The sequence below is a fragment of the Paraburkholderia sp. J8-2 genome (assembly GCF_905220195.1).
Taxonomy (GTDB): domain Bacteria; phylum Pseudomonadota; class Gammaproteobacteria; order Burkholderiales; family Burkholderiaceae; genus Paraburkholderia.
The window spans coordinates 753954-776690 of record NZ_CAJMZA010000002.1 but is presented as its reverse complement, the minus strand read 5'-3'; the positions used below and the strand labels follow the sequence as shown (position 1 = coordinate 776690).

The following is a 22737-nucleotide window of genomic DNA, read 5'->3' as shown; positions in this document are numbered from 1 at the left end:
GCCGCCAAAAGCGTCGCATCCCCACAAACGTCAGACAAGCAGGAGCAGTACCCATGGCAGTAAGCGTTTTCGATCTCTTCAAAGTCGGCATCGGGCCTTCGAGCTCGCACACGGTCGGGCCGATGCGCGCGGCGCTGATGTTCGCCGAAGGACTCGAGCGCGACGACCTGCTCGCGCGCACCGCCGCCGTGAAAGTCGAGCTGTACGGCTCGCTCGGCGCAACCGGCAAGGGCCACGGCACCGACCGCGGCGTCATGCTGGGCCTCATGGGCGATGCGCCCGACACCGTCGATCCCGACACCATCAACGCGCGCCTCGAAGCGGTGCGCACCTCGCGCCTGCTCGCGCTGCTCGGCCGTCATACGATCGGCTTCGTGCCGAAGGAGCATGTGGCGTTTTATCGCCAGGCGCTGCCCGAGCACCCGAACGGCATGAAGCTGCGCGCGCTCGACGCGACTGGCGAAACGCTGCGCGAGAGCACGTATCTCTCGGTGGGCGGCGGTTTCGTCGTCACGGCCGGCGCGCCGAACACGAAGGTGCTCGCCGCCGCGCAGCAATTGCCGCATCCGTTCACCACGGGCGCGCAGCTGCTCGCGCTGTGCGCCTCGACGGGCAAGAGCGTCGCGCAGTTGATGCTCGAAAACGAGCGTGTCTGGCATAGCGACGAGCAGATTCGCTCAGGTCTCCTGCGCATTTGGGACGTGATGCAGTCGTGCGTCTCGCGCGGTTGCGGCGTCAACAATCCCGACGCCGACGGCACGCTGCCCGGCCCCTTCGCCGTGAAGCGCCGCGCGCCGCAGCTGTATCGCGCGCTCACCAGCAACCCCGAACGCGCGCTGCAAGACCCGCTCTCGATGATCGACTGGATCAACCTGTACGCAATCGCCGTGAACGAGGAAAACGCCGCGGGCGCTCGCGTGGTGACCGCACCGACCAACGGCGCAGCGGGCATCATCCCCGCCGTGCTGCACTACTACGTGCGCTTTACGCCTGGCGCGAACGAGCAAGGCGTGATCGACTTCCTGCTCACCGCAGCCGCCATCGGCATTCTCTACAAGCTCAACGCGTCGATCTCCGGCGCGGAAGTGGGCTGCCAGGGCGAAGTGGGCGTGGCCTGCTCGATGGCCGCGGGCGCGCTCGCAGCCGTCCTGGGCGGCACGCCGCTGCAAGTGGAAAACGCCGCCGAAATCGGCATGGAACACAACCTCGGCCTCACCTGCGATCCCGTTGGCGGCATGGTGCAGATTCCCTGCATCGAACGCAACGCCATGGCTTCCGTGAAGGCCGTAAACGCCGCGCGCATGGCGCTGCGCGGCGACGGCGCGCACTATGTCTCGCTCGACTCCGTCATCAAGACGATGCGCGAGACCGGCGCCGACATGAAAACGAAGTACAAGGAGACCTCGCGCGGCGGCCTCGCGGTGAACATCGTCGAGTGCTGATGCGTTAAAGCGCTGTCGCCTTGCCTGAGCTATCCAGACGTAATCACGTAACGATTGAAGGAGACTTGACCGCCATGCAGCAGCCGAACGCATCCGCCACCACCGAAGCCACCACCACCGGGGCTCGCCTCGTCGTCGATGCCCTCGTCGCCAATGGCGTCGAGCGCGTGTTCTGCGTACCGGGCGAGAGCTATCTCGCGGTGCTCGATTCGTTATCCGACGAAACCGCGAAGATCGAAACCGTGGTGTGCCGTCACGAGGCGGCGGCGGCGAACATGGCGGAAGCGATCGGAAAGCTCACGGGCAAGCCGGGCGTTGCGCTCGTCACGCGCGGGCCGGGCGCCACGCACGCCTCGATCGGCGTACACACGGCGTTCCAGGACTCCACGCCGATGATCCTGCTGATCGGCCAGGTCGCGCGCGAGCAGATGGACCGCGAGGCGTTCCAGGAGATCGACTATCGACGCATGTTCGGCCAGATGGCCAAGTGGGTCACGCAGATCGACGACGCGCGCCGCGTGCCTGAATATCTGAGCCACGCGTTCCATATCGCGATGTCGGGCCGGCCGGGCCCGGTCGTGCTCGCGCTGCCCGAAGACATGCTGAGCGGCGCGATTCCTGCATCCGAAGCGCAACCCATCGCGCCGCCCGCGCAACGCGTGCAGGCCTCGCCTTCGGCCGCGCAGATGGAGCGCGTGCGCGAACTGCTCGCGGGTGCGAAGAAGCCCTTCGTGATGGCGGGCGGACATGGCTGGAACACCCAGGCGTGTGCTGATTTCCAGCGCTTCGTCGAAAACTGGCAATTGCCGGTCGGCCTCGCGTTCCGCTTTCAGGACACGCTCAACAACGAGCATCCGAACTACGCGGGCGACGTGGGTCTCGGCGTGAATCCGGCGCTGGCCAAACGCATTCGCGAAGCGGACGTGCTGCTCGCGCTCGGTCCGCGTCTGGGCGAATCGACGACGGGCGGCTACACGCTCTTCGACATTCCCAAGACGAAGCAAACGCTCATTCACGTGCACCAGGGCGCGGAAGAACTCGGCCGTGTGTATGCAGCGGATCTGCCGATCGTCTCCGGCCTCGCGGAAATTGCGGCGCTGCTCGCCGAACTGCCCGCACCGGCTCAACCCGCGTGGGCCGGCAGCGCCGCCGAAGCGCACGAGGCATGGCACGCATGGCGCAAGCCGCTGCCGATGCCAGGCGACGTGCAACTCGGCGAAATCATGCAGCAACTGCGCGCACGCCTGCCCGACGACGCGATCGTCACGAACGGCGCGGGCAACTACGCGACATGGCTGCATCGCCACTTCGCGTATCGCCACTTCCGCTCGCAACTCGCGCCCACGAGCGGCGCGATGGGCTACGGCGTGCCGGCCGCGATCGCCGCGAAGTCGCTCTATCCTTCGCGCACCGTGGTCGCGCTCGCGGGCGATGGCTGCTTCATGATGGCCTCATCGGAACTCGCCACGGCGATGCAGTACGGGCTCAATGTCGTGTTCATCGTCGTGAACAACGCGCACTACGGCACGATCCGCATGCACCAGGAGCGCCACTATCCGAATCGTGTGCACGGCACGCAACTCACGAACCCTGATTTCGCGGCGTTTGCGCAGTCGTTCGGCGCGCATGGCGAAGTCGTCACGGCCACGGCGCAATTCGCAGGCGCACTGGAGCGCGCGCTCACGGCCGGCAAGCCTGCGCTGATCGAAATCCGCGTGACGAAGGAAGCGAGCACGCCTGCGGCGACGCTTGAACAGATTCGCGAAGCGGGCAAGAAAATGCGCGGAGAGTGACTGAAAAGGAATCCTGAATAAGCTCACCTTTCGAGCCGGACGGGTAGTCCTGAGCACACAAACAAAAGCCCCGCAGATCTTTCGATCGTGCGGGGCTTTTGCCTTCAGCCGAACGTCAGGCGCTTACTTGCCGCCCACGCTTTGCAGCGTCGTCCACTTGCCGTCGACAACCTTGTACAGCGTGATGCCGCCGTTCTTCAGGTCGCCGCGCTGGTCGTACGCGAGGTCCGACGTCGTGACAGCCGGCATGCTCGTCTTCGCGAGGAACGGCAGGTACTTCGCCGGGTCCGTCGAGTTGGCCTTCTTCATTGCCGCGAACATGGCCATTGCGCCGTCATAGGCGTACGGCGAGTACGTCTGGACGTCTTCGCCGAAGCGCTTCTTGTACTTCGCGACGTAGTCCTTGCCACCCGGCATCTGGTCGAGCGGCAGGCCGGCGAGCGATGCCACCGTGCCGTTCGCCGCGTCACCCGCGATCTGCAGGAAGGTCGGCGTGTGCACCATTTCGCCGCCCATCAGCGGAGCCTTGATGCCGAGCGACTTCATCTGCTTGACCATCGGTGCCGCTTGCGAATCCGCGCCGCCGAAGTAGACCAGGTCGGGGTTCATCGCCTTCGCCTTCGTCAGGACCGACTTGAAGTCGACGGCCTTGTCGTTGGTGTACTCGCGGTCGATGATCGTGCCGCCCGCAGCCTTCGCTGCCTTCGAGAACTCGTCGGCAAGACCCTGGCCGTAAGCCGTGCGGTCGTCGATCACGACGATCTTCTTCATGCCCAGGCTCTTCACTGCGAACGCGCCCGCGACCGAACCTTGCTGCGTGTCCGAGGTCATCATGCGGAACGTCGTGTTGAAGCCTTGCTGCGTGTACTCAGGCGCCGTCGCCATGGCGATCTGCGGGATGCCCGCGTTCGCGTAGATGCGCGAAGCCGGGATCGTCGTGCCCGAGTTGAAGTGACCGAGCATGCCCTTGATGCCGTCGTCGACGAGCTTCTGTGCGACCGTCGTGCCCGTGCGCGGGTCAGCCTGATCGTCGGCCGAGTCGAGCACGAAGTGAACCGGCTTGCCGCCGATCATGGGCTTCGTCGCGTTGATGTCTTCGACTGCGAGCGTGATGCCGTTCTGGAAGTCCTTGCCATAGTGCGCCTGCGCACCCGTCATCGGACCGGCGAAACCGATCTTCACGTCTTCGGCTTGTTGTGCGTGCGCAGTCCCCGCCAGCGACAGGGCGGCGACAAGCGTCGCGCCTGCCAGCTGCTTCATCGTGTGTTGCATTGCTTCTCCTTGGTACCAGGTATCGAACGAGCGGCTTCGGATTCGTGAGCCTTGCCGCTTCCTTGTCTTGAGACGACCGACAGTATGGCTTGTGGTTAACCGATCGTCATCAGATTTGCATTACCGCCTGCTGCTGCCGTATTCACGCTGACCGAACGTTCCGCGAGCAGTCGTTCGAGAGCGTAATCTTCATCGCCGTTGGCGAGTGCGTGCGCGGCCACCCCTTGCACCGAGACGATCGGGCCAGGACGCTTCGCCACTTCCTTCACGAGTGCGAGCAGCTCGTCGCTATCGCCTTCGAAGAGGACCGCATCGAAGTCGGCGTCGGCCGTCTTCTTGATCGCCACGTGCGCCTTGAGCGCCGCCGGGAGCGCGTTCACCAGCGCTTCGCCCGCCGCGCCCTGGAACAACGCGCGGTTGCCCGTTGCCAATGCAACGGCGAGTTGTGCGCGTGCGCCCGTTGCCGTGGAAGGCACGCACAGCACGGTGCCGCGCGCCGAAAGCGTGTACGTGTTGCGCTCGCCCGTCGGGCCCGGCAGCACCGCCGTGGCGCCTGCGAGCACGTATTCGAGGTAGCCGTCGCAGCGTGCCGCGAGCGCGGGCTCGCGCTCGGCGATGAGCCAGTCGCGCAGCGTCGTGAGCGCAGTCTGCGCCGATTGCGGCGCGCCGTTGTTGCCTTCTGCAGCTTGCGGCGCATCCACGACGAGCACATCGGCGAGCGACTTCGGCAGACCGGCCGGACGCTTCGCGAGCAAACGCGAGAGATACAGCGCGCCACCCGCCTTCGGACCCGTGCCCGACAGACCTTCACCGCCGAACGGCTGCACGCCCACCACCGCGCCGATGACGTTGCGGTTCACGTAGATATTGCCCACATGCGCGCGGCCGATCACATGCGCGATCGTTTCGTCGATACGCGTGTGAATGCCGAGCGTGAGGCCGTAGCCGGTTGCGCGGATCTGCTCGAGCAGCTTGTCGAGCTGGCTGCGGCGATAGCGCACCACGTGCAGCACCGGGCCGAACACTTCGCGCTTGAGTTCGTCGAGGCTGTCGAGCTCGATGAGCGTGGGCGGCACGAACGTGCCTTGTGCGCAGGTCTCGGGCGTCGGCATCTGCTGAACCTTGCGGCCCTTTTCGCGCATGCCTGCCACGTGCGTATCGATGCCGCGCTTCGCGTCGACGTCGATCACGGGGCCAACGTCGGTCGAGAGGCGGTCGGGGTTGCCCACCGCGAGTTCCTTCATGGCGCCCGTGAGCATTTCGAGCGTGCGGTCCGCCACGTCATCCTGCAGGCACAGCACGCGCAGCGCGGAACAGCGTTGGCCAGCCGAGTCGAACGCGCTTTGCAGCACGTCGGCCACGACCTGCTCCGCGAGCGCCGACGAATCGACGATCATCGCGTTCTGGCCACCGGTTTCGGCGATCAGCGGAATCGGGCGGCCTTCGGAGTCGAGGCGCTCGGACAGCGTCTTGTTGATGAGGCGCGCAACTTCCGTCGAGCCCGTGAACATCACGGCACGCGTGCGGTGATCGGCGACGAGCGCCGCGCCCACGGTTTCGCCGTTGCCCGGCAGCAGTTGCACCGCGCCCGCCGGCACGCCGGCTTCGCGCAGGATGCGCACGGCTTGCGCGGCGATCAGCGGCGTTTGTTCAGCGGGCTTCGCGAGCACCGTGTTGCCGGCTGCGAGCGCGGCGGCCACCTGACCCATGAAGATCGCGAGCGGGAAGTTCCACGGGCTGATACACACCACGGGGCCGAGCGGACGATGCGTGTCGTTCGAGAACTCGTCGCGGATCTGCGTGGAGTAGTAGCGCAGGAAGTCGATTGCTTCGCGAATTTCGGCCACGGCGTTCGGCAGCGACTTGCCCGCTTCGCGCACGATCAGGCCCATTAGCGTGTGCATCTGCGCTTCGAGCAGATCGGCGGCGCGCGCGAGGCAATCGGCGCGCGCTTCGACGGGCGTCGCCTGCCAGATCGGCGCGGCGGCCACGGCATGCGAAAGCGCGGCGCTCACGTGCTCGCTCGTGGCTTCCACGACGGTCCCGACGAGATCGCGATGATCGGCGGGATTGCGCACGTCGCGCGCGGCGCCGTCCGCGATGTCGTTGTCGGCGAGCATCGGCGCGGCGCGCCACGGGTGATGAGCGCTCGCCAGCAGCGCCGACGAAAGCGACGCAAGACGATGCTCGTTCGAGAGATCGAGGCCCATCGAATTGGAGCGCTCGTTGCCGTACAACTCGCGCGGCAGCGCAATCTTCGCGTGCGGCGCGCCGAGCGGCACGACCTTCGCGGCTTCGTCGATCGGGTTCGCGACCAGTTCGCTCACCGGCACGGTCTCGTCGGCAATGCGGTTCACGAACGACGTATTCGCGCCGTTTTCGAGCAGGCGGCGCACGAGATACGCGAGCAGCGTTTCATGCGTGCCGACCGGCGCGTAGACGCGGCACGGACGGTTGAGCTTGCCTTGCGCGAGCGGGCCCGTGACTTCTTCGTACAGCGGCTCGCCCATGCCGTGCAGGCACTGGAATTCGTACTGGCCGGGATAGTAGTTCTGGCCCGCGAGGTGATAGATCGCCGAGAGCGTGTACGCGTTGTGCGTGGCGAACTGCGGATACACGGCATCAGGCGCGCCGAGCAGCTTCTTCGCGCAGGCGAGGTACGACACATCGGTGTAGATCTTGCGCGTGTACACCGGGTAGCCTTCGAGGCCATCCACCTGCGCGCGCTTGATTTCCGTATCCCAGTAGGCGCCCTTCACGAGGCGCACCATGATGCGGTGACGGCTGCGGCGCGCGAGATCGACGATGTAGTCGATCACGAACGGGCAGCGCTTCTGGTAAGCCTGCACCACGAAACCAATGCCGTTCCAGCCCGCCAGTTCCGGATCGAAGCACAGCGCTTCGAGCAGGTCGAGCGAGAGTTCGAGGCGGTCGGCTTCTTCGGCGTCGATATTGAGGCCGATGTCATAGCGGCGGGCGAGCACGGCGAGCGCGCGCACGCGCGGCAGCAGCTCGCCCATCGTGCGTTCCTGCTGCGCGCGCGAGTAGCGCGGGTGCAGCGCGGAGAGCTTGATCGAGATGCCCGGGCCTTCGTAGATCCCGCGCCCGCCCGCGGCCTTGCCGATGGCGTGGATCGCCTGCTCGTACGATGCGTAGTAGCGCTGAGCATCGGCTTCGGTCGTTGCGGCTTCGCCGAGCATGTCGTACGAGTAGCGGAAACCGCGCGCTTCGAACTTGCGGCTGTTGGCCAGCGCTTCGGAGATGTTCTCGCCCGTCACGAACTGCTCGCCCATCAGGCGCATGGCCATGTCCACGCCCTTGCGGATCAGCGGCTCGCCGCCCTTGCCGATCATGCGCGTGAGCGCCGACGACAGGCCGGTTTCGCTGTTCGTCGTCACGAGCTTGCCGGTGATCATGAGACCCCAGGTCGCGGCGTTCACGAACAGCGACGGCGCGTGGCCCACGTGGGACTTCCAGTCGCCCTTGCTGATCTTGTCGCGAATGAGCGCGTCGCGCGTGGCGCGGTCGGGAATGCGCAGCAGCGCTTCGGCAAGGCACATCAGCGCCACGCCTTCCTGGCTGGACAGCGAAAACTCGTGGATCAGGCCTTCCACACCGCCGCCGGTGCCCTTCGCGCGCAGCGTTTCCACGAGCTTGGTGGCGAGCTTCGTGACGTCGCCGGTGAGGTTGACCGGCAGGCGCGCCTCGCCGATCAGGAACGGCACGCACTCCGGCTCCGGGCGGCGGTACGCGGCCGTGATGGCCGCGCGCAGCACCGACTGCGGTTGCACGTTCTGCGCGAATTCGAGGAACGGGTGCGAGGCTGCGTCGTCGTCCTCGGCGGTAGCACCTTCCGCGAGATCGGTCGCACCGACATGCCCGTTGAGTTCGGGAGGCAGCTGGCCGTGCTCGATTTTCTCGAGGTAGGCAAAGATGGCTTGCTTGATGAGCCAATGCGGCGTGCGCTCGAGCCGCGTGGCGGCGTCCTTGAGGCGGGAGCGGAGGAGATCGTCGACTTTGACGCCAAGTGTGGTGCTAGCCATGTTTCCTTCGTATGCCGGCACATCCGCACCGGCGGTGACTAAAAAGTTGGCGAATCGTAACCCTACAAATAAAAAGGTGCAACCACTCTCTCAATATGGTTGCACCACTGTGGAAACCTTGTACAGCCGGGCTTTGCGGCCGATGGCCGCCCACCGGGCCGCGCGGGTTGCGCTCGGTATTTTCCCTGGTCCAGCAACACGCAGGACAACCCTAATCGATTCCGCGGCCGTGCCGTTATACAAACAAAGCGGGGGTTGTTCACAAGAAAGAGCGAAGGGACCGGAAAATGGAAAAGCTGCTGGTAATCGCAGGGATCTGGACGATGTGCGCCATGTGCGCCGTGCTTTTCATGCGCGGCGCGACGGCGCCGGATGAACGCCGCATGAGCTTGAAGCGCGCGGCGCATAGGGACGCGGCCGATACGGTCGGCCAGTAAGGAAGGAAACGGGAAGTCGATGCCGGGTGGCCCCGCTGTTGCCTTTAGGGTGCACGTCAGCGGGGCCACGTCCGCGGCTAGATGTCGAGCGGATCGACTTCGAGATTCCAGCGCAGCACGCCGCGCAACGCGCGCAGCGCGGGCTGCCACGCGCGCAGCGTCGCCTGCAGCGCGGCACGCGACTGGCTTTCCACGAGCAGTTGCGCGCGATGCACGTTCATCACCTTCACGATGGTGAGCGGCACCGCGTCGTAGGCCATGACGCGTTCGGCGCCCGGAATCGCGGCGAGCGCTTCTGCGGCCTGGGCAAGAAACGCCAGCGCGGCTTCCAGCGTGCGCCCTTCGGCGCGCAATAACGCCTGATAGACGAACGGCGGCAGGTGCGCATCGCGCCGCTCCGCGATCTGCGTATTCGCAAAACCCACATAGTCCTGGCGCGCCAGCGCGTGATAGAGCGCATGGCGCGGATAGCGCGTCTGCACGAGCACCTCGCCGGGCAGTCCGGCGCGACCCGCACGCCCGCTCACTTGCATCAGTTGCGCGAACAGGCGCTCGCTCGCCCGGAAATCGTGCGAGAAGAGCGCATTGTCGGCGTTCAGCACGCCAACTAGCGACACGCGCTGGAAGTCGTGCCCCTTCGCGATCATCTGCGTGCCCACCAGGATGTCGACTTCGCCCGCGTGCACGTCGGAGAAAAGCGCCTGCGCGCTGCCCTTGCGGCGCGTGCTGTCGGCGTCGATGCGCAGCACCCGCGCGCCCGGCACCGCACTCGCGAGCGCCTCCTCGATACGCTGCGTGCCGCGCCCCATGGGCGCGATGTCGACGTTGCCGCACTCGGGGCACGAATGCGGAATGCGCGATTCCCAGCCGCAGTGATGGCAGCGCAGCGCGCGCTCGGGCTTGTGCAGCACGACGTAGGCGCTGCAGCGCGGGCAACCCGCCACCCAGCCGCAGGCATCGCACGCGAGCGTGGGCGCGTAGCCGCGACGGTTCAGGAACACGAGGCTCTGCTCGCCGCGCTCGAGACGCGCCTTCATCGCCGCGACCAAAGGCCCGGAGAGCCCCTCGAACGAGGCTCGGCCGCGCCGGCGCTCCTCTTCGAGGTCGATCAGCTTGACAGTGGGCAGCACCGCGTCGGCAATGGCGCGGCGCGTGAGCGTGAGGCGCGTGTAGCGCCCCTGCTCGGCCTGCCACCAGCTTTCGAGCGACGGCGTGGCGGAGCCCAGCACGACCGGCACGCCGAGCTGCTTGGCGCGCCATACGGCGAGATCGCGCGCCGAGTAGCGCAGCCCTTCCTGCTGTTTGTAGGCGGGGTCGTGCTCCTCGTCGACCACGAGCATCCTGAGGCGCGGCAGCGAGGCGAGCACCGCGAGCCGGGTGCCGAGCACGATGCGCGCGCGGCCCGTGTGCGCCGCAAGCCAGTTGCGGGCGCGCTCGCCTTCGGCCAGCCCGCTGTGAAGCGTCACGATGGCGTCGCTCGCGAGCGTGGCCGCGAAGCGCGTGCGAAAGGCCGCCTCGAACTGCGGCGTGAGATTGATTTCGGGAACGAGCACCAGCGCTTGAGCACCCGGATCGCGCTCGAGCAGCGCCGCGAGCGCGCGCAGATAGACTTCGGTCTTGCCGCTGCCCGTCACGCCATGCAACAGGAACGGTGCGAAGCCGCTCGCCGCGCCGATCGCCTCCACGGCGTCGGCTTGCTCGTCGCTCAGGCGCGGGATCTCAACAACGGCGGTGGCGTCCGCGGCGCTGCTGGCCATGCTTGCGGCCGAGCCGAACTCGATGCATTCATGCTCGACCCAGCCAGCGTCGCACCAGGCTTCGAGTGTCGCGATCGCCTTGGGATGCAACGCGCGCGCCGCGGCTGCGTCGAGTTCGCCGGCATCGGTTAGCGCCTGCGCGAGACGGCGCAGCGCCTGCGCGCGCGCCGGCAACGCGTCGGGCAGCGCGGCGCGCCCTTGCGGCAACAGCCGGTAGCGCTCCTCCGGGGCGAGGAGACGCGCCCAGCGCGACGGATCGCGCAACGCCTGAGGCAGCGCAGGCAACGCGACCTCGCCCAGGCCCCGCTGATAGTAGTCGGCGGCAAAGCCTGCCAGCGCGAGCCATTGCGCCGAAAGCGGCGGGCAGGCGGCGCACGCCGCGCTCGCGTCACGGAGCTTGTTCGCGGGCACGTCGCTGTGAGCGTTCACTTCGCAGATGAGGCCGACCACATCGCGGCGTCCGAACGGCACACGCACCAGCATGCCGGGTTCGGGCGCGGTATCGAGGCTATAGCGATAGTCGTAGAGCGCGTCCAGAGGATGGTCCAGCGCCACGCGCACGAACGGCCCTGTCATGCTGCGCCCCCAGGGAAGTTCCGTACGCTAGCGCACAGACACGCAAACCTAAAGTAATACTTGAGATTTCGCGCTAAGTTTTGGATTCCGCAGAACAATCGCGCCCCCGAATCTGCGCCTGTGGATAACTTTGTTGAGAACTTGCCGGGCGTCGTCGCAGGGCGCCCGCGCAGGCTCGTTATGTGGGATACCGCACAGAGCGCCGTGGAGCGGCGAAAGCCTTGTCTGTCAAGGGTCTGATTGATTCTGCTCAGACTTAAGCGGGCGCCTGCGACAACCTTTCCCTCTTGCGCGCCGCAACGAGGCAAGTGTGCATAAGTCAAGTCTTGACAGGACCGCAATGGCGTCTGGGTGGCCTCTTGAGCCCGGTCATACCCTGATGCCCGGAGCCCAGCTTGATGCGGCGCACCAAAATGTCACGCACCGGCTGCGCGAATTGCGCGGCTGTGACGATGCACTTCGTCCACGAGTTCAGCCACGCTTTCGGGCGGCGTGAACTGCGAAATGCCGTGGCCGAGGTTGAACACGTGCCCCGGGTACGCGCCAAAGCTGTCCAGTACCGCGCGCGCCTGCTCGCGAATCGCGGCAGGCGACGCGAACAGCACCGTGGGGTCGAGGTTGCCCTGCAGCGCCACGCGATCGCCCACGCGTTCGCGCGCACGGCCAAGGTTGACGGTCCAGTCGAGGCCCACTGCGTCCACGCCCGTGTTGGCGATTTCGTCGAGCCAGAGTCCGCCGCCCTTCGTGAACGTGATTACCGGCACGCGCTCGCCGTCGTGCTCGCGCTTGAGCTGCGCCACGACCTGAGCGATGTACGCGAGCGAAAAACGCTGATAGACGCCGTCCGCGAGCGCACCGCCCCAGGTGTCGAAAATCATCACGGCCTGCGCGCCTGCTTCGATCTGCGCGTTCAGGTAAGCCGCCACGGCCTGCGCGTTGACTTCGAGAATGCGCTGCATGAGGTCCGGGCGCGCGTACAGCATCGACTTCACCGTGCGGAAGTCGTCCGAGCCGCCACCTTCGACCATGTAGCACGCGAGCGTCCACGGGCTGCCTGAGAAGCCGATGAGCGGCACGCGCTGGCGCCCTTGCGCATTGGTGAGCGCGCGGCGAATTTCTCGCACGGCGTCGGTCACATAGCCGAGCGTCGCGCCGATGTCCGGCACGGCGAGGCGCGCCACGTCTTCTTCCGTGCGCACGGGGTGCGCAAACTTCGGCCCTTCGCCCGCCTGGAACGAGAGGCCGAGGCCCATTGCATCCGGGATCGTCAGGATGTCGGAGAACAGAATCGCGGCATCGAGCGGATAGCGCTCGAGCGGCTGCAGCGTGACCTCGGTCGCGTAATCGGGATTCTTCGCGAGGCCGAGGAAGCTGCCCGCGCGGCTGCGCGTGGCGTTGTACTCCGGCAGATAGCGGCCTGCCTGGCGCATCAGCCAGATTGGCGTGTACTCGGTCGGCTGGCGCAGCAGCGCGCGCAGGAAGGTGTCGTTCAGGAGAGTGTGGGCCACGTGCTGGATGCGCGAAGTCGCGCCAAGGTTCGAAAGCGAGCGCCCATTTTACCGGAGCGGCCGCCGTGCCATACCGCTGATGGGCGGCATCAGAAAGCGCAATAACACCGAAGTATAGGTCCTTGCATACCCAGGTAAGTCCGCGCTTATCTGTCAGGGCAAGCGAGGACTATGATCAGACGGCTTTCTAAAAAATTACATCGATCAAAACCATAGAAGGAGACACGATGAAAAAAGTCGCCCTCGGCCTGACGATCGTTAGCGCCGTTTTGTTGAGCGCATGCGCCACGAGCCAATCGGCCGGCACGCCAACCAACGCTACGCAGGCCGCCGCTCCTGCCGCTAACGCTTCACGCCTCGATGAAATCCTCGCGCGCGGCACGCTGCGCGCCTGCACGACTGGCGACTACAAGCCCTATTCGTTCTACAGGCAGGACGGTACATTCGAAGGCATCGATATCGATATGACGGAGTCGCTCGCGAAGTCGCTCGGCGTGAAGGCCGAGTTCGTGAAGACGTCGTGGTCGAACCTCATGACCGACTTCCTCGCGAAGTGCGACATTGCGGTGGGGGGCGTCTCCACGACGCTCGATCGCCAGAAACGCGCGTTCTTCACCGAGGCGTATCAAGTCGACGGCAAGACACCGATCGTGCGCTGCGACGACGTCAAGAAGTACCAGACCATTGCGCAGATCAACCAGCCTTCAGTGCGCGTGATCATGAATCCGGGCGGCACGAACGAGCGCTTTGCGAAGCAGTTCTTGCCGCATGCGAACCTCATCATGTATCCGGACAACGTGACGATCTTCAAGCAGATCCTCGCAGGCAAGGCCGACGTGATGGTGACCGACGCTTCCGAGACGATGCTGCAGCAAAAGCTCAACCCGGGCCTGTGTTCCGTGCATCCCGACAAGCCATTCCAGTACGGCGAGAAAGCGTGGATGGTGCCACGCGGCGACGTGGTGTTCCAGCAGTATGTCGACCAGTGGCTGCATCTTGCGCGCGCAAGCGGCGAATATCAGGCAATCTCCGACAAGTGGCTGAAGTGACGTGTTGACTCGCGCCACGTTGTTATGGCCCTTCGAATTGCTACGATGAGTTGCAAGACGATGCCGTAACACGAGGCGCGCAAAGTTTGCATTTCGCGCATGCGAGCGATGTCGACGCATTGCGCATGTGCGCAACCGGTAATTCCGTACGAAGCGCGTCACGCGCAAAAGGCCCATGCTGTGGGCCTTTCTTCATGCGATACGAATCCTCTCGCGCGAACGGCGATTCGGGCTGTCAAACCGCCTCGGAAAATAGCGGTAAAAATGACTTCCGTAAAACGCTCAGGATGGCAAAAAGAGGCTCTAAGCCTTATCTGGCGGGCGTTACAACCTGAAACACTTTGTTACCGCGAAGCCATCTTAATTCGCCCACAATGGCTTTCAACGGTTTCAACACGGATGTGGCTCGGTGCCAGTGTGAGCGGACACAAAACACCTGCCGGTCGGCACTACGCCGAAGCCCTCTCGAGGGGCATCCTTGTTGGAGCCGTGACCGGCGTCGCAGACGTTTCATGACCCGGCTCCTCCTTTGGTCTCCTCGCGCTAACCCCGTAGCGTGTGGTTTTTAGCGGGCTCCAGGCCCGCTTTTTTTTCGCCTGTATGTTTCGTTATTCAACAGGCATCGCTACGCACCCACTCCCTCCACCGCCAGATAATCGTTCGGTTTCCCGATTATTTTTGCGCGCCCATGCATCGCGCCGCGACGGGGCGATCTGTCCGCCGCGGCATTACGTCAAACCAGGCGTCAAGCCGTCTTCTGCTCGCTGATCTTGAGTTCGTCGATCATGCGCGCGCGCATCACGAACTTCTGCACCTTGCCTGTTACGGTCATCGGCAGTTCGTCGACGAAGCGGATGTACTTCGGGATCTTGTAGTGCGCAATCTGCCCCTGGCAGAACGCCTGAATGTCTTCAGCTGTTGCCACCTCGCCCGGCCGCAGCACGATCCACGCGCACACTTCCTCGCCGTACTTCGCATCGGGCACGCCGAATACCTGCGCCGATTGCACCTTCGGATGGCGGAACAGAAACTCCTCGATCTCGCGCGGATAGATGTTCTCTCCTCCGCGAATGAGCATGTCCTTCAAGCGGCCGACGATGTTGCAGTAGCCTTCGGCGTCGATCGTGGCGAGATCGCCCGTATGCATCCAGCCGTCGACGATCGACTCTGCCGTCTTCTCCTCATCGCCCCAGTAGCCCTGCATCACCGAATAACCCTTCGTACACAGCTCGCCCGTTTCGCCCACAGGCACGGTGTTGCCGAGCGCATCGACGATCTTGACTTCGAGATGCGGCTGAATGCGGCCCACGGTGGTCGTGCGCTTGTCGAGCGGGTCGGTTGTCGAGCTTTGGAACGACACCGGGCTCGTTTCCGTCATGCCGTAGGCAATCGTGATTTCGGCGAGATGCATCTTCGACACTACGCGCTTCATCGTCTCAATCGGACAAGGCGAGCCGGCCATGATGCCCGTGCGCAGCTTCGAAAGATCGAAGCTCGCGAACTCCGGATGATCGAGTTCCGCGATGAACATGGTGGGTACGCCATGCAGTGCCGTGCACCCCTCTTCCGAGACGGCTGCGAGCGTCGCGCGCGGATCGAAAGCCTCGCCTGGGAACACCATGTTTGCGCCCACCGAAACGCACGCGAGCACCGCGAGCACCATACCGAAGCAGTGATAAAGCGGCACCGGAATGCAGAGCGAGTCTTCCTCCGTGAGGCGCATTGCCTGGGCGATGAAACGCCCGTTGTTGAGCACGTTGCGGTGCGTGAGCGTCGCGCCCTTCGGATTGCCGGTCGTGCCGCTCGTGAACTGGATGTTGATCGCGTCGTCGGGCGATAGCGTCGCATCAATTGCGTCGAGCCACGCCGTGCCGTCGCGGGCAATGCGCTCGCGGCCCATCTCCACGAGTTCGCTGAAGCAGAGCATGCCGGGCGTGGCCGTGTCGCACATACGCACGACCGCACGCAGCTCGGGCAGGCGCGCGGCCTGCAGCTGGCCGGGGGCAGCGGTCGCAAGCTCCGGCGCAAGCGTCTGCAGCATCTCCAGATACTTCGAGGTCTTGAAGCTCTCCGCGGAAACAATGGCCTTGCAACTCACCTTGTTCAGCGCGTATTCGAGTTCGGCGAGGCGATACGCGGGATTGATGTTGACGAGCACCGCGCCGATGCGCGCGGTCGCAAACTGGGTGAGCAACCACTCGACGCGATTGGGCGACCAGATGCCAACGCGATCCCCTTTGACGATGCCTAGCTCGGCGAAACCGGCGGCGAGCACGTCCACTTCGGCGGCAAACTCTCGCCAGTTCCAGCGGATGCCCTGCTCGCGAAATACCGCGGCGGGCCGCTCGGGAAACCGCTTCGCCGTCTCCTGCAGGAAGGTGCCTAGGGTCGCGTCGCTGAGCGGCACGTCGATCGTGCCTCGTACGTATGAAAGCCCGTCTTTCGGCGCGATGAGCGGCTCATGTACACCGGGCGCTGCGGGCGCGCCTGCTGCGTCGATTGCCATGATGGCTGTCTCCTGGGGAGCGTCACTCCCGCGTTTGAAATGAATTTGAAATCCATTGTGCCACCGGCTTTCCCGGGGGCGGCATCAAGTCTTACCCGCGGAGCACGCATCTGGGCCGGCCGCGAACGCATGATTTGGCATTACCTTTCCGTAAACGTCAAGTATGTCAGAGCGTTTTTGTCGACCACCGTGGCTCAGGGCATTTATGCCGCGTTTTTCATCGCAATGCCATCGGGCCGTGCCCGTTCAGCTGCACGCAAATGCAAAAAGGGCTCCCCGATTGGGGAGCCCTTTTTGCTTCGGACTACGCGCCGCAAAGGCGCGTGTACGAGAACCAATTAATGCTGGTTCATCTTGCGCAGGCGCTGGATCGCCGCGAGTTGCGCGACCGCGTAGGCCAGTTCGGCCTGGGCAGTGGCGTACTCGAGGTTCGAGCCGGCGTTCTGCAGCGTCTCTTCAGCGCGCTTGCGCGCTTCCGTGGCCTTCGCCTCGTCGAGGTCCTTGCCGCGGATCGCCGTGTCAGCGAGCACCGTGACGGCGCCCGGCTGCACTTCGAGAATGCCGCCTGCGACGAACACGAACTCTTCACCGCCGTCTTCCGCCACGATGCGCACGGCACCCGGACGAATACGCGTGATGAGCGGCGTGTGGCCCGGCAGAATGCCCAGCTCGCCCGCCTCGCCCGGAAGCGCGACGAACTTCGCCTGGCCGTCGAAGATGTTCTCTTCGGCGCTGACGACGTCTACCTTGATGGTTGCTGCCATATGTGTCGACTCCTGTGAATTGGTTGCGGCGGCGGATAAGTCACACGTGACTTATCCGCCCGTTGGCAACTCAACCCTTACTGGATCTTCTTGGCCTTTTCGAAGGCTTCGTCGATCGTGCCGACCATGTAGAACGCCTGCTCCGGCAGGTGATCGCACTCGCCGCCAACGATCATCTTGAAGCCGCGGATCGTTTCCTTCAGCGGCACGTACTTGCCCGGCGAGCCCGTGAAGACTTCCGCGACGTGGAACGGCTGCGAGAGGAAACGCTGGATCTTGCGTGCGCGGGCGACCGACAGCTTGTCTTCCGGCGACAGTTCGTCCATGCCCAGAATTGCGATGATGTCGCGCAGTTCCTTGTAGCGCTGCAGCGTTTGCTGCACGCCACGCGTGATCGAGTAGTGCTCTTCGCCAATCACGTTCGGGTCGATCTGACGCGAGGTCGAGTCGAGCGGATCGACTGCCGGGTAGATACCCAGCGAAGCGATGTCACGCGACAGCACGACGGTTGCGTCAAGGTGGCCGAAGGTCGTAGCCGGCGACGGGTCGGTCAAGTCGTCCGCAGGGACGTACACGGCCTGAACCGACGTAATCGAGCCCTTCTTCGTGGACGTGATGCGCTCTTGGAGCTTGCCCATTTCTTCAGCCAGCGTCGGCTGATAGCCCACTGCCGAAGGCATACGGCCAAGCAGTGCCGACACTTCGGTACCGGCCAGCGTGAAACGGTAGATGTTGTCGACGAAGAACAGCACGTCGAGGCCTTCGTCACGGAAATACTCGGCCATCGTGAGGCCCGTCAGCGCGACGCGCAGACGGTTGCCCGGCGGCTCGTTCATCTGGCCGTACACCAGCGCGACCTTGTCGAGAACGTTCGAGTCCTTCATTTCGTGGTAGAAGTCGTTGCCCTCACGGGTACGCTCGCCCACGCCCGCGAACACGGAGAAACCGCCGTGCTCCTTTGCGATGTTGTTGATGAGCTCCATCATGTTGACGGTCTTGCCCACGCCAGCACCGCCGAACAGACCGACCTTGCCGCCCTTTGCGAACGGGCAGATCAGGTCGATAACCTTGATGCCGGTTTCGAGCAGTTCCGCCGAAGGCGACAGATCTTCGAACGCCGGAGCCTTCTGGTGGATCGCGCGCGTGTTTTCGCTAACGATCGGACCGGCTTCGTCGATCGGACGGCCCAGCACGTCCATGATGCGGCCAAGCGTCGGCTTGCCGACCGGCACGCTGATGGGCTTGCCCGTGTTCTTCACCACGGTGCCGCGACGCAGACCGTCCGAAGCGCCCAGACAGATGGTGCGGACAACGCCGTCGCCCAGCTGCTGCTGCACTTCGAGGGTCAGGTCCGATCCTTCGAGAATCAGCGCGTCGTAGATCTTCGGCATGGTCTCGCGCGGGAATTCCACGTCGATCACCGCGCCGATGCACTGTACGATCTTGCCTTCTACCAAAGCAGTTGTACTCATCGATTTTCCTTTAGATACCTGAATTCTTCACTCGCTCACCGGTTCAACACCGGCGCGGTTTCGCAATCGGTTCGCGACTATCAGACGGCTGCTGCGCCGCCGACGATTTCCGAAAGTTCCTTCGTAATCGCGGCCTGGCGGCTCTTGTTGTACGAGAGCTGCAGTTCGTTGATGACCGTCTTCGCGTTGTCCGACGCCGCCTTCATCGCCACCATGCGGGCCGACTGCTCCGAAGCCATGTTTTCCGCCACGGCCTGATAGACCAGGGCTTCGACATAGCGCACCAGCAGTTCGTCCACGACGGTTTGCGCGTCCGGCTCGTAGATGTAGTCCCACGCCGACTTCGGCGTCGTGCCGTCGTCGTTCGCTTCGAGACGCTCGGCCGACAGCGGCAGCAGTTGCTCGATCACAGGCTCCTGCTTCATCGTGTTGACGAAGCGCGTGTACGCGAGGTACACGGCGGAAAGCTTGCCTTCCGAGTACTGGTCGAGCTGCACCTTGATCGCGCCGATCAGCTTTTCGAGGTGCGGCGTGTCGCCGAGTTGCACAACGTTCGAGACGACCTTCGCGCGCAGACGGTTCAGGAAACCGAGGCCCTTGCTGCCGATCGCAGTTGCTTCGATCGACGTGCCGGATGCTTCCAGATCCTTGATCTTCTGCAGCGTCGCGCGCAGCACGTTAGTGTTCATCCCGCCGCACAGACCCTTGTCGGTCGTGACGAGAATCACGCCTGCGACCTTCGCACCGGTGTTTTCCACCATGAACGGGTGGCGGTACTCGGGGTTCGCACGGCTCATGTGCGCAGCGATGTCGCGGACCTTGTCGGCATACGGGCGGGCGGCGCGCATGCGCTCCTGGGCACGGCGCATTTTCGACGCCGCGACCATTTCCATCGCCTTGGTGATCTTGCGCGTGTTTTGCACGCTCTTGATCTTGCCGCGAATTTCCTTCATTCCAGCCATTGCTTGCTCCTTTGTCGACCCGAGTCAGCGCTTGCACACTCACTCGGGTCCCAGTCCGATTATCTAGATTGATTCCCGGACGGATCAGTATGCGCCGGACTTCTTGAAGTCCTTGAGAGCCGCGTGGAGCGCGTTCTCGTCGTCCTTCGAAAGGTCCTTCTTGTCCTCGATGCGCGCGACGAGGTCAGCGTGCTTCGACTTCAGGTATTCGCGCAGGCCCTTTTCGAACGGCAGGACGTCCTTGACGTCGATGTCGTCGAGGTAGCCGTTGTTCGCCGAGAACAGCGCAACAGCCAGTTCCCACACTTGCAGCGGCTGGTACTGCGGCTGCTTGAGCAGTTCCGTCACGCGGCGGCCGCGCTCGAGCTGCTTGCGGGTCGCTTCGTCCAGGTCCGATGCGAACTGGGCGAATGCAGCCAGTTCACGGTACTGCGCGAGGTCGGTACGGATACCGCCCGACAGCTTCTTCACGACCTTGGTCTGAGCCGCGCCACCCACACGCGACACCGAAACGCCGGCGTTGATTGCCGGGCGGATGCCTGCGTTGAAGAGGTCGGTTTCCAGGAAGATCTGGCCGTCGGTAATCGAGATCACGTTCGTCGGAACGAATGCGGTCACGTCGCCGGCTTGCGTTTCGATGATCGGCAGTGCGGTGAGCGAACCCGTCTTGCCCTTCACTTCGCCGTTCGTGAACTTCTCGACGTAGTCGGCCGACACGCGCGCGGCGCGCTCGAGCAGACGCGAGTGGAGATAGAACACGTCGCCGGGGTAAGCTTCACGGCCCGGCGGGCGGCGCAGCAGCAGCGAGATCTGACGGTATGCCCAGGCTTGCTTGGTCAAGTCGTCATAAATGATCAGGGCGTCTTGACCGCGGTCGCGGAAGTATTCGCCCATCGTGCAGCCGGCGTACGGCGCGAGGTACTGCAGCGCGGCCGATTCCGAAGCCGAAGCGGCGACGACGATCGTGTATTCGATCGCGCCCGTTTCTTCGAGCTTGCGCAGCACGTTCTGGATCGACGAAGCCTTCTGACCGATGGCGACGTAGATACAGATCAGGTCCTTGCCCTTCTGGTTGATGATCGTGTCGACGGCCACTGCGGTCTTGCCGCACTGACGGTCGCCGATGATCAGCTCACGCTGGCCACGGCCGATCGGCACCATCGAGTCGATCGACTTCAGACCCGTTTGCACCGGCTGCGACACGCCTTCACGCCAGATCACGCCCGGAGCGATCTTTTCGATCGCGTCGGTCATCTTGGCGTTGACCGGGCCCTTGCCGTCGATCGGGTTGCCGAGGGGATCGACCACGCGGCCGATCAGTTCCGGGCCCACCGGCACTTCGAGAATGCGGCCCGTCGTCTTGACGATGTCGCCTTCCGAGATGTGCTCGTACTCGCCGAGAATCACGGCGCCGACCGAGTCGCGCTCGAGGTTCAGCGCGAGGCCGAAGGTGTTGCCCGGGAATTCGAGCATTTCGCCCTGCATCACGTCCGACAGGCCGTGGATACGCACGATACCGTCGGTCACGGAGATCACGGTGCCCTGGTTGCGAACGTCGGCGCTCGCTTCAAGGCCCTGGATCCGGCTCTTGATCAGCTCGCTGATCTCAGAGGGATTGAGTTGCATTATTCGCTCCTGATGTTCAATTCTGTTGCGTGCCAGCCGCCGCGCCCGATTTTTGTAATCGAGGCGCTCAGGCGGTCAACGCCGCCTGCATGCTGGCGAGCCGCGCGCGGACCGAGGTATCGAGCACTTCGTCGCCGACCGTGACGCGCACGCCGCCGATGAGCGAGTTGTCGATCTCGACGGTCGGCTTCAGCTTGCATTTGAACTTGCGTTCGAGGCTGGCGACGAGGTCGTTCAACTGTGCGCCTTCGAGCGGGAACGCGCTGACGATCACTGCGTCAGCAGCACCTGCCTTGGCGTTCTTGAGCGCTTCGAACTGCGTCTGGATTTCCGGCAGCAGTGCCAGGCGATGATTCTCGATCAGCATCTGCACGAGGTTCTTCACCTCGGCCGATTCCTTGACCGGCGACTTCACCGCCGCGAGCAGCAGCTCGACGACCTGGGCATGGCTCACCTTCGGGCTCGTCGCGACCGACTGCACCTCGGGCAAGGCCGCAACCTGTGCCAGCTCCGAAACGAGCGTGGACCAGGCGGCGGTGTCACCAGCTTCGGCCACGCCAAACAGCGCTTCTGCGTACGGGCGGGCGATGGTTGCAAGTTCGGCCATGATCAGAGCTCGGCTTTCAGTTGATTCAGCAGTTCGGCGTGGGCCGACTGATCGACTTCGCGCTTCAGGATCTGCTCGGCGCCTTGCACAGCGAGTGCCGCGACTTCGGAACGCAGTGCTTCGCGTGCCTTGACGACCTGCTGGTCGGCGTCGGCTTTCGCTTGAGCGATGATGCGTGCCGCTTCGGCGTGTGCCTGGGCCTTGATTTCTTCTGCGACGGCCAGCGCGCGCTTTTCGGCGTCGGCGATACGGCTTTGACCCTCGTTACGGGCCGTGGCGAGCTCTTCGCCGACGCGCTTGTGCGCCGCTTCGAGTTCCGCCTTGCCCTTTTCCGCAGCGGCCAGGCCGTCTGCGATCTTCTTCGAGCGCTCGTCGAGGGCGTTGATCAACGGCGGCCACACGAACTTCATCGTGAACCACGCGAGGATCAGGAACACGACCATTTGCGCAAACAGGGTTGCGTTGAGATTCACGGTGTTTCCTTAATCGTTGCTATTCCGGGGAATTGAAACGGCAAGGCGCTCATCGGTTGTGAAACTCGATCAGCGCCTCGTCTCCCGTTCCGCCATGCGCCCACTACCCGTTATAGGTCAGGCGCAACCTTCCAGGGAACTTAGCCCGCGAGCTTCGAGAGCAGCGGGTTAGCGAACGCGAACAGCATTGCAACACCCACGCCGATCAGGAACGCTGCATCGATCAGACCAGCCAGCAGGAACATCTTCGTCTGCAGCGGGTTCATCAGTTCAGGCTGACGTGCGCAGGCTTCGATGTACTTGCCGCCCATCAGGCCGATACCGATACAGGCGCCGATTGCACCCAGGCCGATGATGATGCCGATACCGATGGCCGTGAAACCCTGGATGTTGGCGATGAAAGCTTGCATGATCACTCCTTTGTGAGATTTTCTGGAACTGGGGATTTAA

The 22737-nt window shown here is 64.2% G+C and carries 16 protein-coding genes; 4 read left to right on the top strand and 12 right to left on the bottom strand.

The genetic code is table 11. From position 1 onward, the window contains the following. The first annotated feature begins 53 nt into the window (after nucleotides 1-53). Nucleotides 54-1442: an L-serine ammonia-lyase gene (locus U5A52_RS08785; RefSeq protein ID WP_321907155.1), complete on the top strand. Its 1389-nt coding sequence runs from the start codon at nucleotides 54-56 to the stop codon at nucleotides 1440-1442. A 74-nt stretch (nucleotides 1443-1516) separates the two neighbouring features. Continuing rightward, on the top strand, nucleotides 1517-3235 hold the full coding sequence (locus U5A52_RS08780; RefSeq protein WP_321934498.1) for a thiamine pyrophosphate-binding protein: 1719 nt from the start codon (nucleotides 1517-1519) through the stop codon (nucleotides 3233-3235). 123 nt (nucleotides 3236-3358) lie between these two features. On the opposite strand, the gene U5A52_RS08775 is transcribed toward U5A52_RS08780, so the two are convergent. After that, nucleotides 3359-4507, bottom strand: coding sequence for a branched-chain amino acid ABC transporter substrate-binding protein (locus U5A52_RS08775; RefSeq protein ID WP_321907159.1), 1149 nt, complete (start codon nucleotides 4505-4507; stop codon nucleotides 3359-3361). A 95-nt stretch (nucleotides 4508-4602) separates the two neighbouring features. Then, on the bottom strand, nucleotides 4603-8550 hold the full coding sequence (putA, locus tag U5A52_RS08770) for a trifunctional transcriptional regulator/proline dehydrogenase/L-glutamate gamma-semialdehyde dehydrogenase (protein ID WP_321907161.1): 3948 nt from the start codon (nucleotides 8548-8550) through the stop codon (nucleotides 4603-4605). A gap of 287 nt (nucleotides 8551-8837) precedes the next feature. Here putA and U5A52_RS08765 point away from each other — a divergent pair, with 287 nt between their 5' ends. Beyond that, nucleotides 8838-8987 carry a hypothetical protein gene (locus U5A52_RS08765; protein WP_321907162.1) on the top strand — a complete coding sequence of 50 codons (150 nt, stop codon included), beginning with the start codon at nucleotides 8838-8840 and terminating at the stop codon, nucleotides 8985-8987. Nucleotides 8988-9064: 77 nt separating this feature from the next. Here the strand turns inward: U5A52_RS08765 and U5A52_RS08760 are convergent, their stop codons facing one another. Then, nucleotides 9065-11320, bottom strand: coding sequence for a primosomal protein N' (locus U5A52_RS08760; protein ID WP_321934497.1), 2256 nt, complete (start codon nucleotides 11318-11320; stop codon nucleotides 9065-9067). 416 nt (nucleotides 11321-11736) lie between these two features. Continuing rightward, a complete protein-coding gene (hemE, locus tag U5A52_RS08755) occupies nucleotides 11737-12828 on the bottom strand; it encodes a uroporphyrinogen decarboxylase (protein WP_321934496.1) in 1092 nt (363 codons plus the stop codon). Nucleotides 12829-13055: 227 nt separating this feature from the next. Between hemE and U5A52_RS08750 the strand changes: the two genes are divergently transcribed. Continuing rightward, a complete protein-coding gene (locus U5A52_RS08750) occupies nucleotides 13056-13877 on the top strand; it encodes a transporter substrate-binding domain-containing protein (RefSeq protein WP_321934495.1) in 822 nt (273 codons plus the stop codon). A 745-nt stretch (nucleotides 13878-14622) separates the two neighbouring features. On the opposite strand, the gene U5A52_RS08745 is transcribed toward U5A52_RS08750, so the two are convergent. The 8 genes from U5A52_RS08745 to atpE form a co-directional block, all read right to left on the bottom strand. Continuing rightward, nucleotides 14623-16383 carry an AMP-binding protein gene (locus tag U5A52_RS08745; protein WP_321907170.1) on the bottom strand — a complete coding sequence of 587 codons (1761 nt, stop codon included), beginning with the start codon at nucleotides 16381-16383 and terminating at the stop codon, nucleotides 14623-14625. 338 nt (nucleotides 16384-16721) lie between these two features. Further along, nucleotides 16722-17147: a F0F1 ATP synthase subunit epsilon gene (locus tag U5A52_RS08740; RefSeq protein WP_158758930.1), complete on the bottom strand. Its 426-nt coding sequence runs from the start codon at nucleotides 17145-17147 to the stop codon at nucleotides 16722-16724. A 77-nt stretch (nucleotides 17148-17224) separates the two neighbouring features. Continuing rightward, on the bottom strand, nucleotides 17225-18619 hold the full coding sequence (atpD, locus tag U5A52_RS08735; RefSeq protein WP_321907171.1) for a F0F1 ATP synthase subunit beta: 1395 nt from the start codon (nucleotides 18617-18619) through the stop codon (nucleotides 17225-17227). A gap of 80 nt (nucleotides 18620-18699) precedes the next feature. Then, nucleotides 18700-19581 carry a F0F1 ATP synthase subunit gamma gene (gene atpG / locus U5A52_RS08730; RefSeq protein WP_233883441.1) on the bottom strand — a complete coding sequence of 294 codons (882 nt, stop codon included), beginning with the start codon at nucleotides 19579-19581 and terminating at the stop codon, nucleotides 18700-18702. 84 nt (nucleotides 19582-19665) lie between these two features. Next, complete coding sequence (gene atpA, locus U5A52_RS08725) at nucleotides 19666-21207, bottom strand: F0F1 ATP synthase subunit alpha (protein ID WP_069264448.1); 1542 nt, start codon at nucleotides 21205-21207, stop codon at nucleotides 19666-19668. A gap of 67 nt (nucleotides 21208-21274) precedes the next feature. Further along, nucleotides 21275-21814, bottom strand: a complete 540-nt coding sequence (locus U5A52_RS08720) for a F0F1 ATP synthase subunit delta (RefSeq protein ID WP_158758934.1) — start codon at nucleotides 21812-21814, stop codon at nucleotides 21275-21277. Between the two features lie 2 nt (nucleotides 21815-21816). Continuing rightward, nucleotides 21817-22287, bottom strand: a complete 471-nt coding sequence (locus U5A52_RS08715; protein WP_133183351.1) for a F0F1 ATP synthase subunit B — start codon at nucleotides 22285-22287, stop codon at nucleotides 21817-21819. A gap of 140 nt (nucleotides 22288-22427) precedes the next feature. Next, nucleotides 22428-22697: a F0F1 ATP synthase subunit C gene (gene atpE, locus U5A52_RS08710; RefSeq protein WP_028203308.1), complete on the bottom strand. Its 270-nt coding sequence runs from the start codon at nucleotides 22695-22697 to the stop codon at nucleotides 22428-22430. Nucleotides 22698-22737: the final 40 nt, after the last annotated feature.

Bases quoted from the DNA above. Each gene is read 5' to 3' on its own strand.
- U5A52_RS08760 (WP_321934497.1), bottom strand. From the start codon at position 11,320: ATGACAGGGCCGTTCGTGCGCGTGGCGCTGGACCATCCTCTGGACGCG.
- U5A52_RS08765 (WP_321907162.1), top strand. From the start codon at position 8,838: ATGGAAAAGCTGCTGGTAATCGCAGGGATCTGGACGATGTGCGCCATG.
- atpG (WP_233883441.1), bottom strand. From the start codon at position 19,581: ATGGCTGGAATGAAGGAAATTCGCGGCAAGATCAAGAGCGTGCAAAAC.
- U5A52_RS08720 (WP_158758934.1), bottom strand. From the start codon at position 21,814: ATGGCCGAACTTGCAACCATCGCCCGCCCGTACGCAGAAGCGCTGTTT.
- atpD (WP_321907171.1), bottom strand. From the start codon at position 18,619: ATGAGTACAACTGCTTTGGTAGAAGGCAAGATCGTACAGTGCATCGGC.
- U5A52_RS08750 (WP_321934495.1), top strand. From the start codon at position 13,056: ATGAAAAAAGTCGCCCTCGGCCTGACGATCGTTAGCGCCGTTTTGTTG.
- U5A52_RS08780 (WP_321934498.1), top strand. From the start codon at position 1,517: ATGCAGCAGCCGAACGCATCCGCCACCACCGAAGCCACCACCACCGGG.
- atpA (WP_069264448.1), bottom strand. From the start codon at position 21,207: ATGCAACTCAATCCCTCTGAGATCAGCGAGCTGATCAAGAGCCGGATC.
- putA (WP_321907161.1), bottom strand. From the start codon at position 8,550: ATGGCTAGCACCACACTTGGCGTCAAAGTCGACGATCTCCTCCGCTCC.
- atpE (WP_028203308.1), bottom strand. From the start codon at position 22,697: ATGCAAGCTTTCATCGCCAACATCCAGGGTTTCACGGCCATCGGTATC.
- U5A52_RS08785 (WP_321907155.1), top strand. From the start codon at position 54: ATGGCAGTAAGCGTTTTCGATCTCTTCAAAGTCGGCATCGGGCCTTCG.
- U5A52_RS08775 (WP_321907159.1), bottom strand. From the start codon at position 4,507: ATGCAACACACGATGAAGCAGCTGGCAGGCGCGACGCTTGTCGCCGCC.
- U5A52_RS08740 (WP_158758930.1), bottom strand. From the start codon at position 17,147: ATGGCAGCAACCATCAAGGTAGACGTCGTCAGCGCCGAAGAGAACATC.
- U5A52_RS08745 (WP_321907170.1), bottom strand. From the start codon at position 16,383: ATGGCAATCGACGCAGCAGGCGCGCCCGCAGCGCCCGGTGTACATGAG.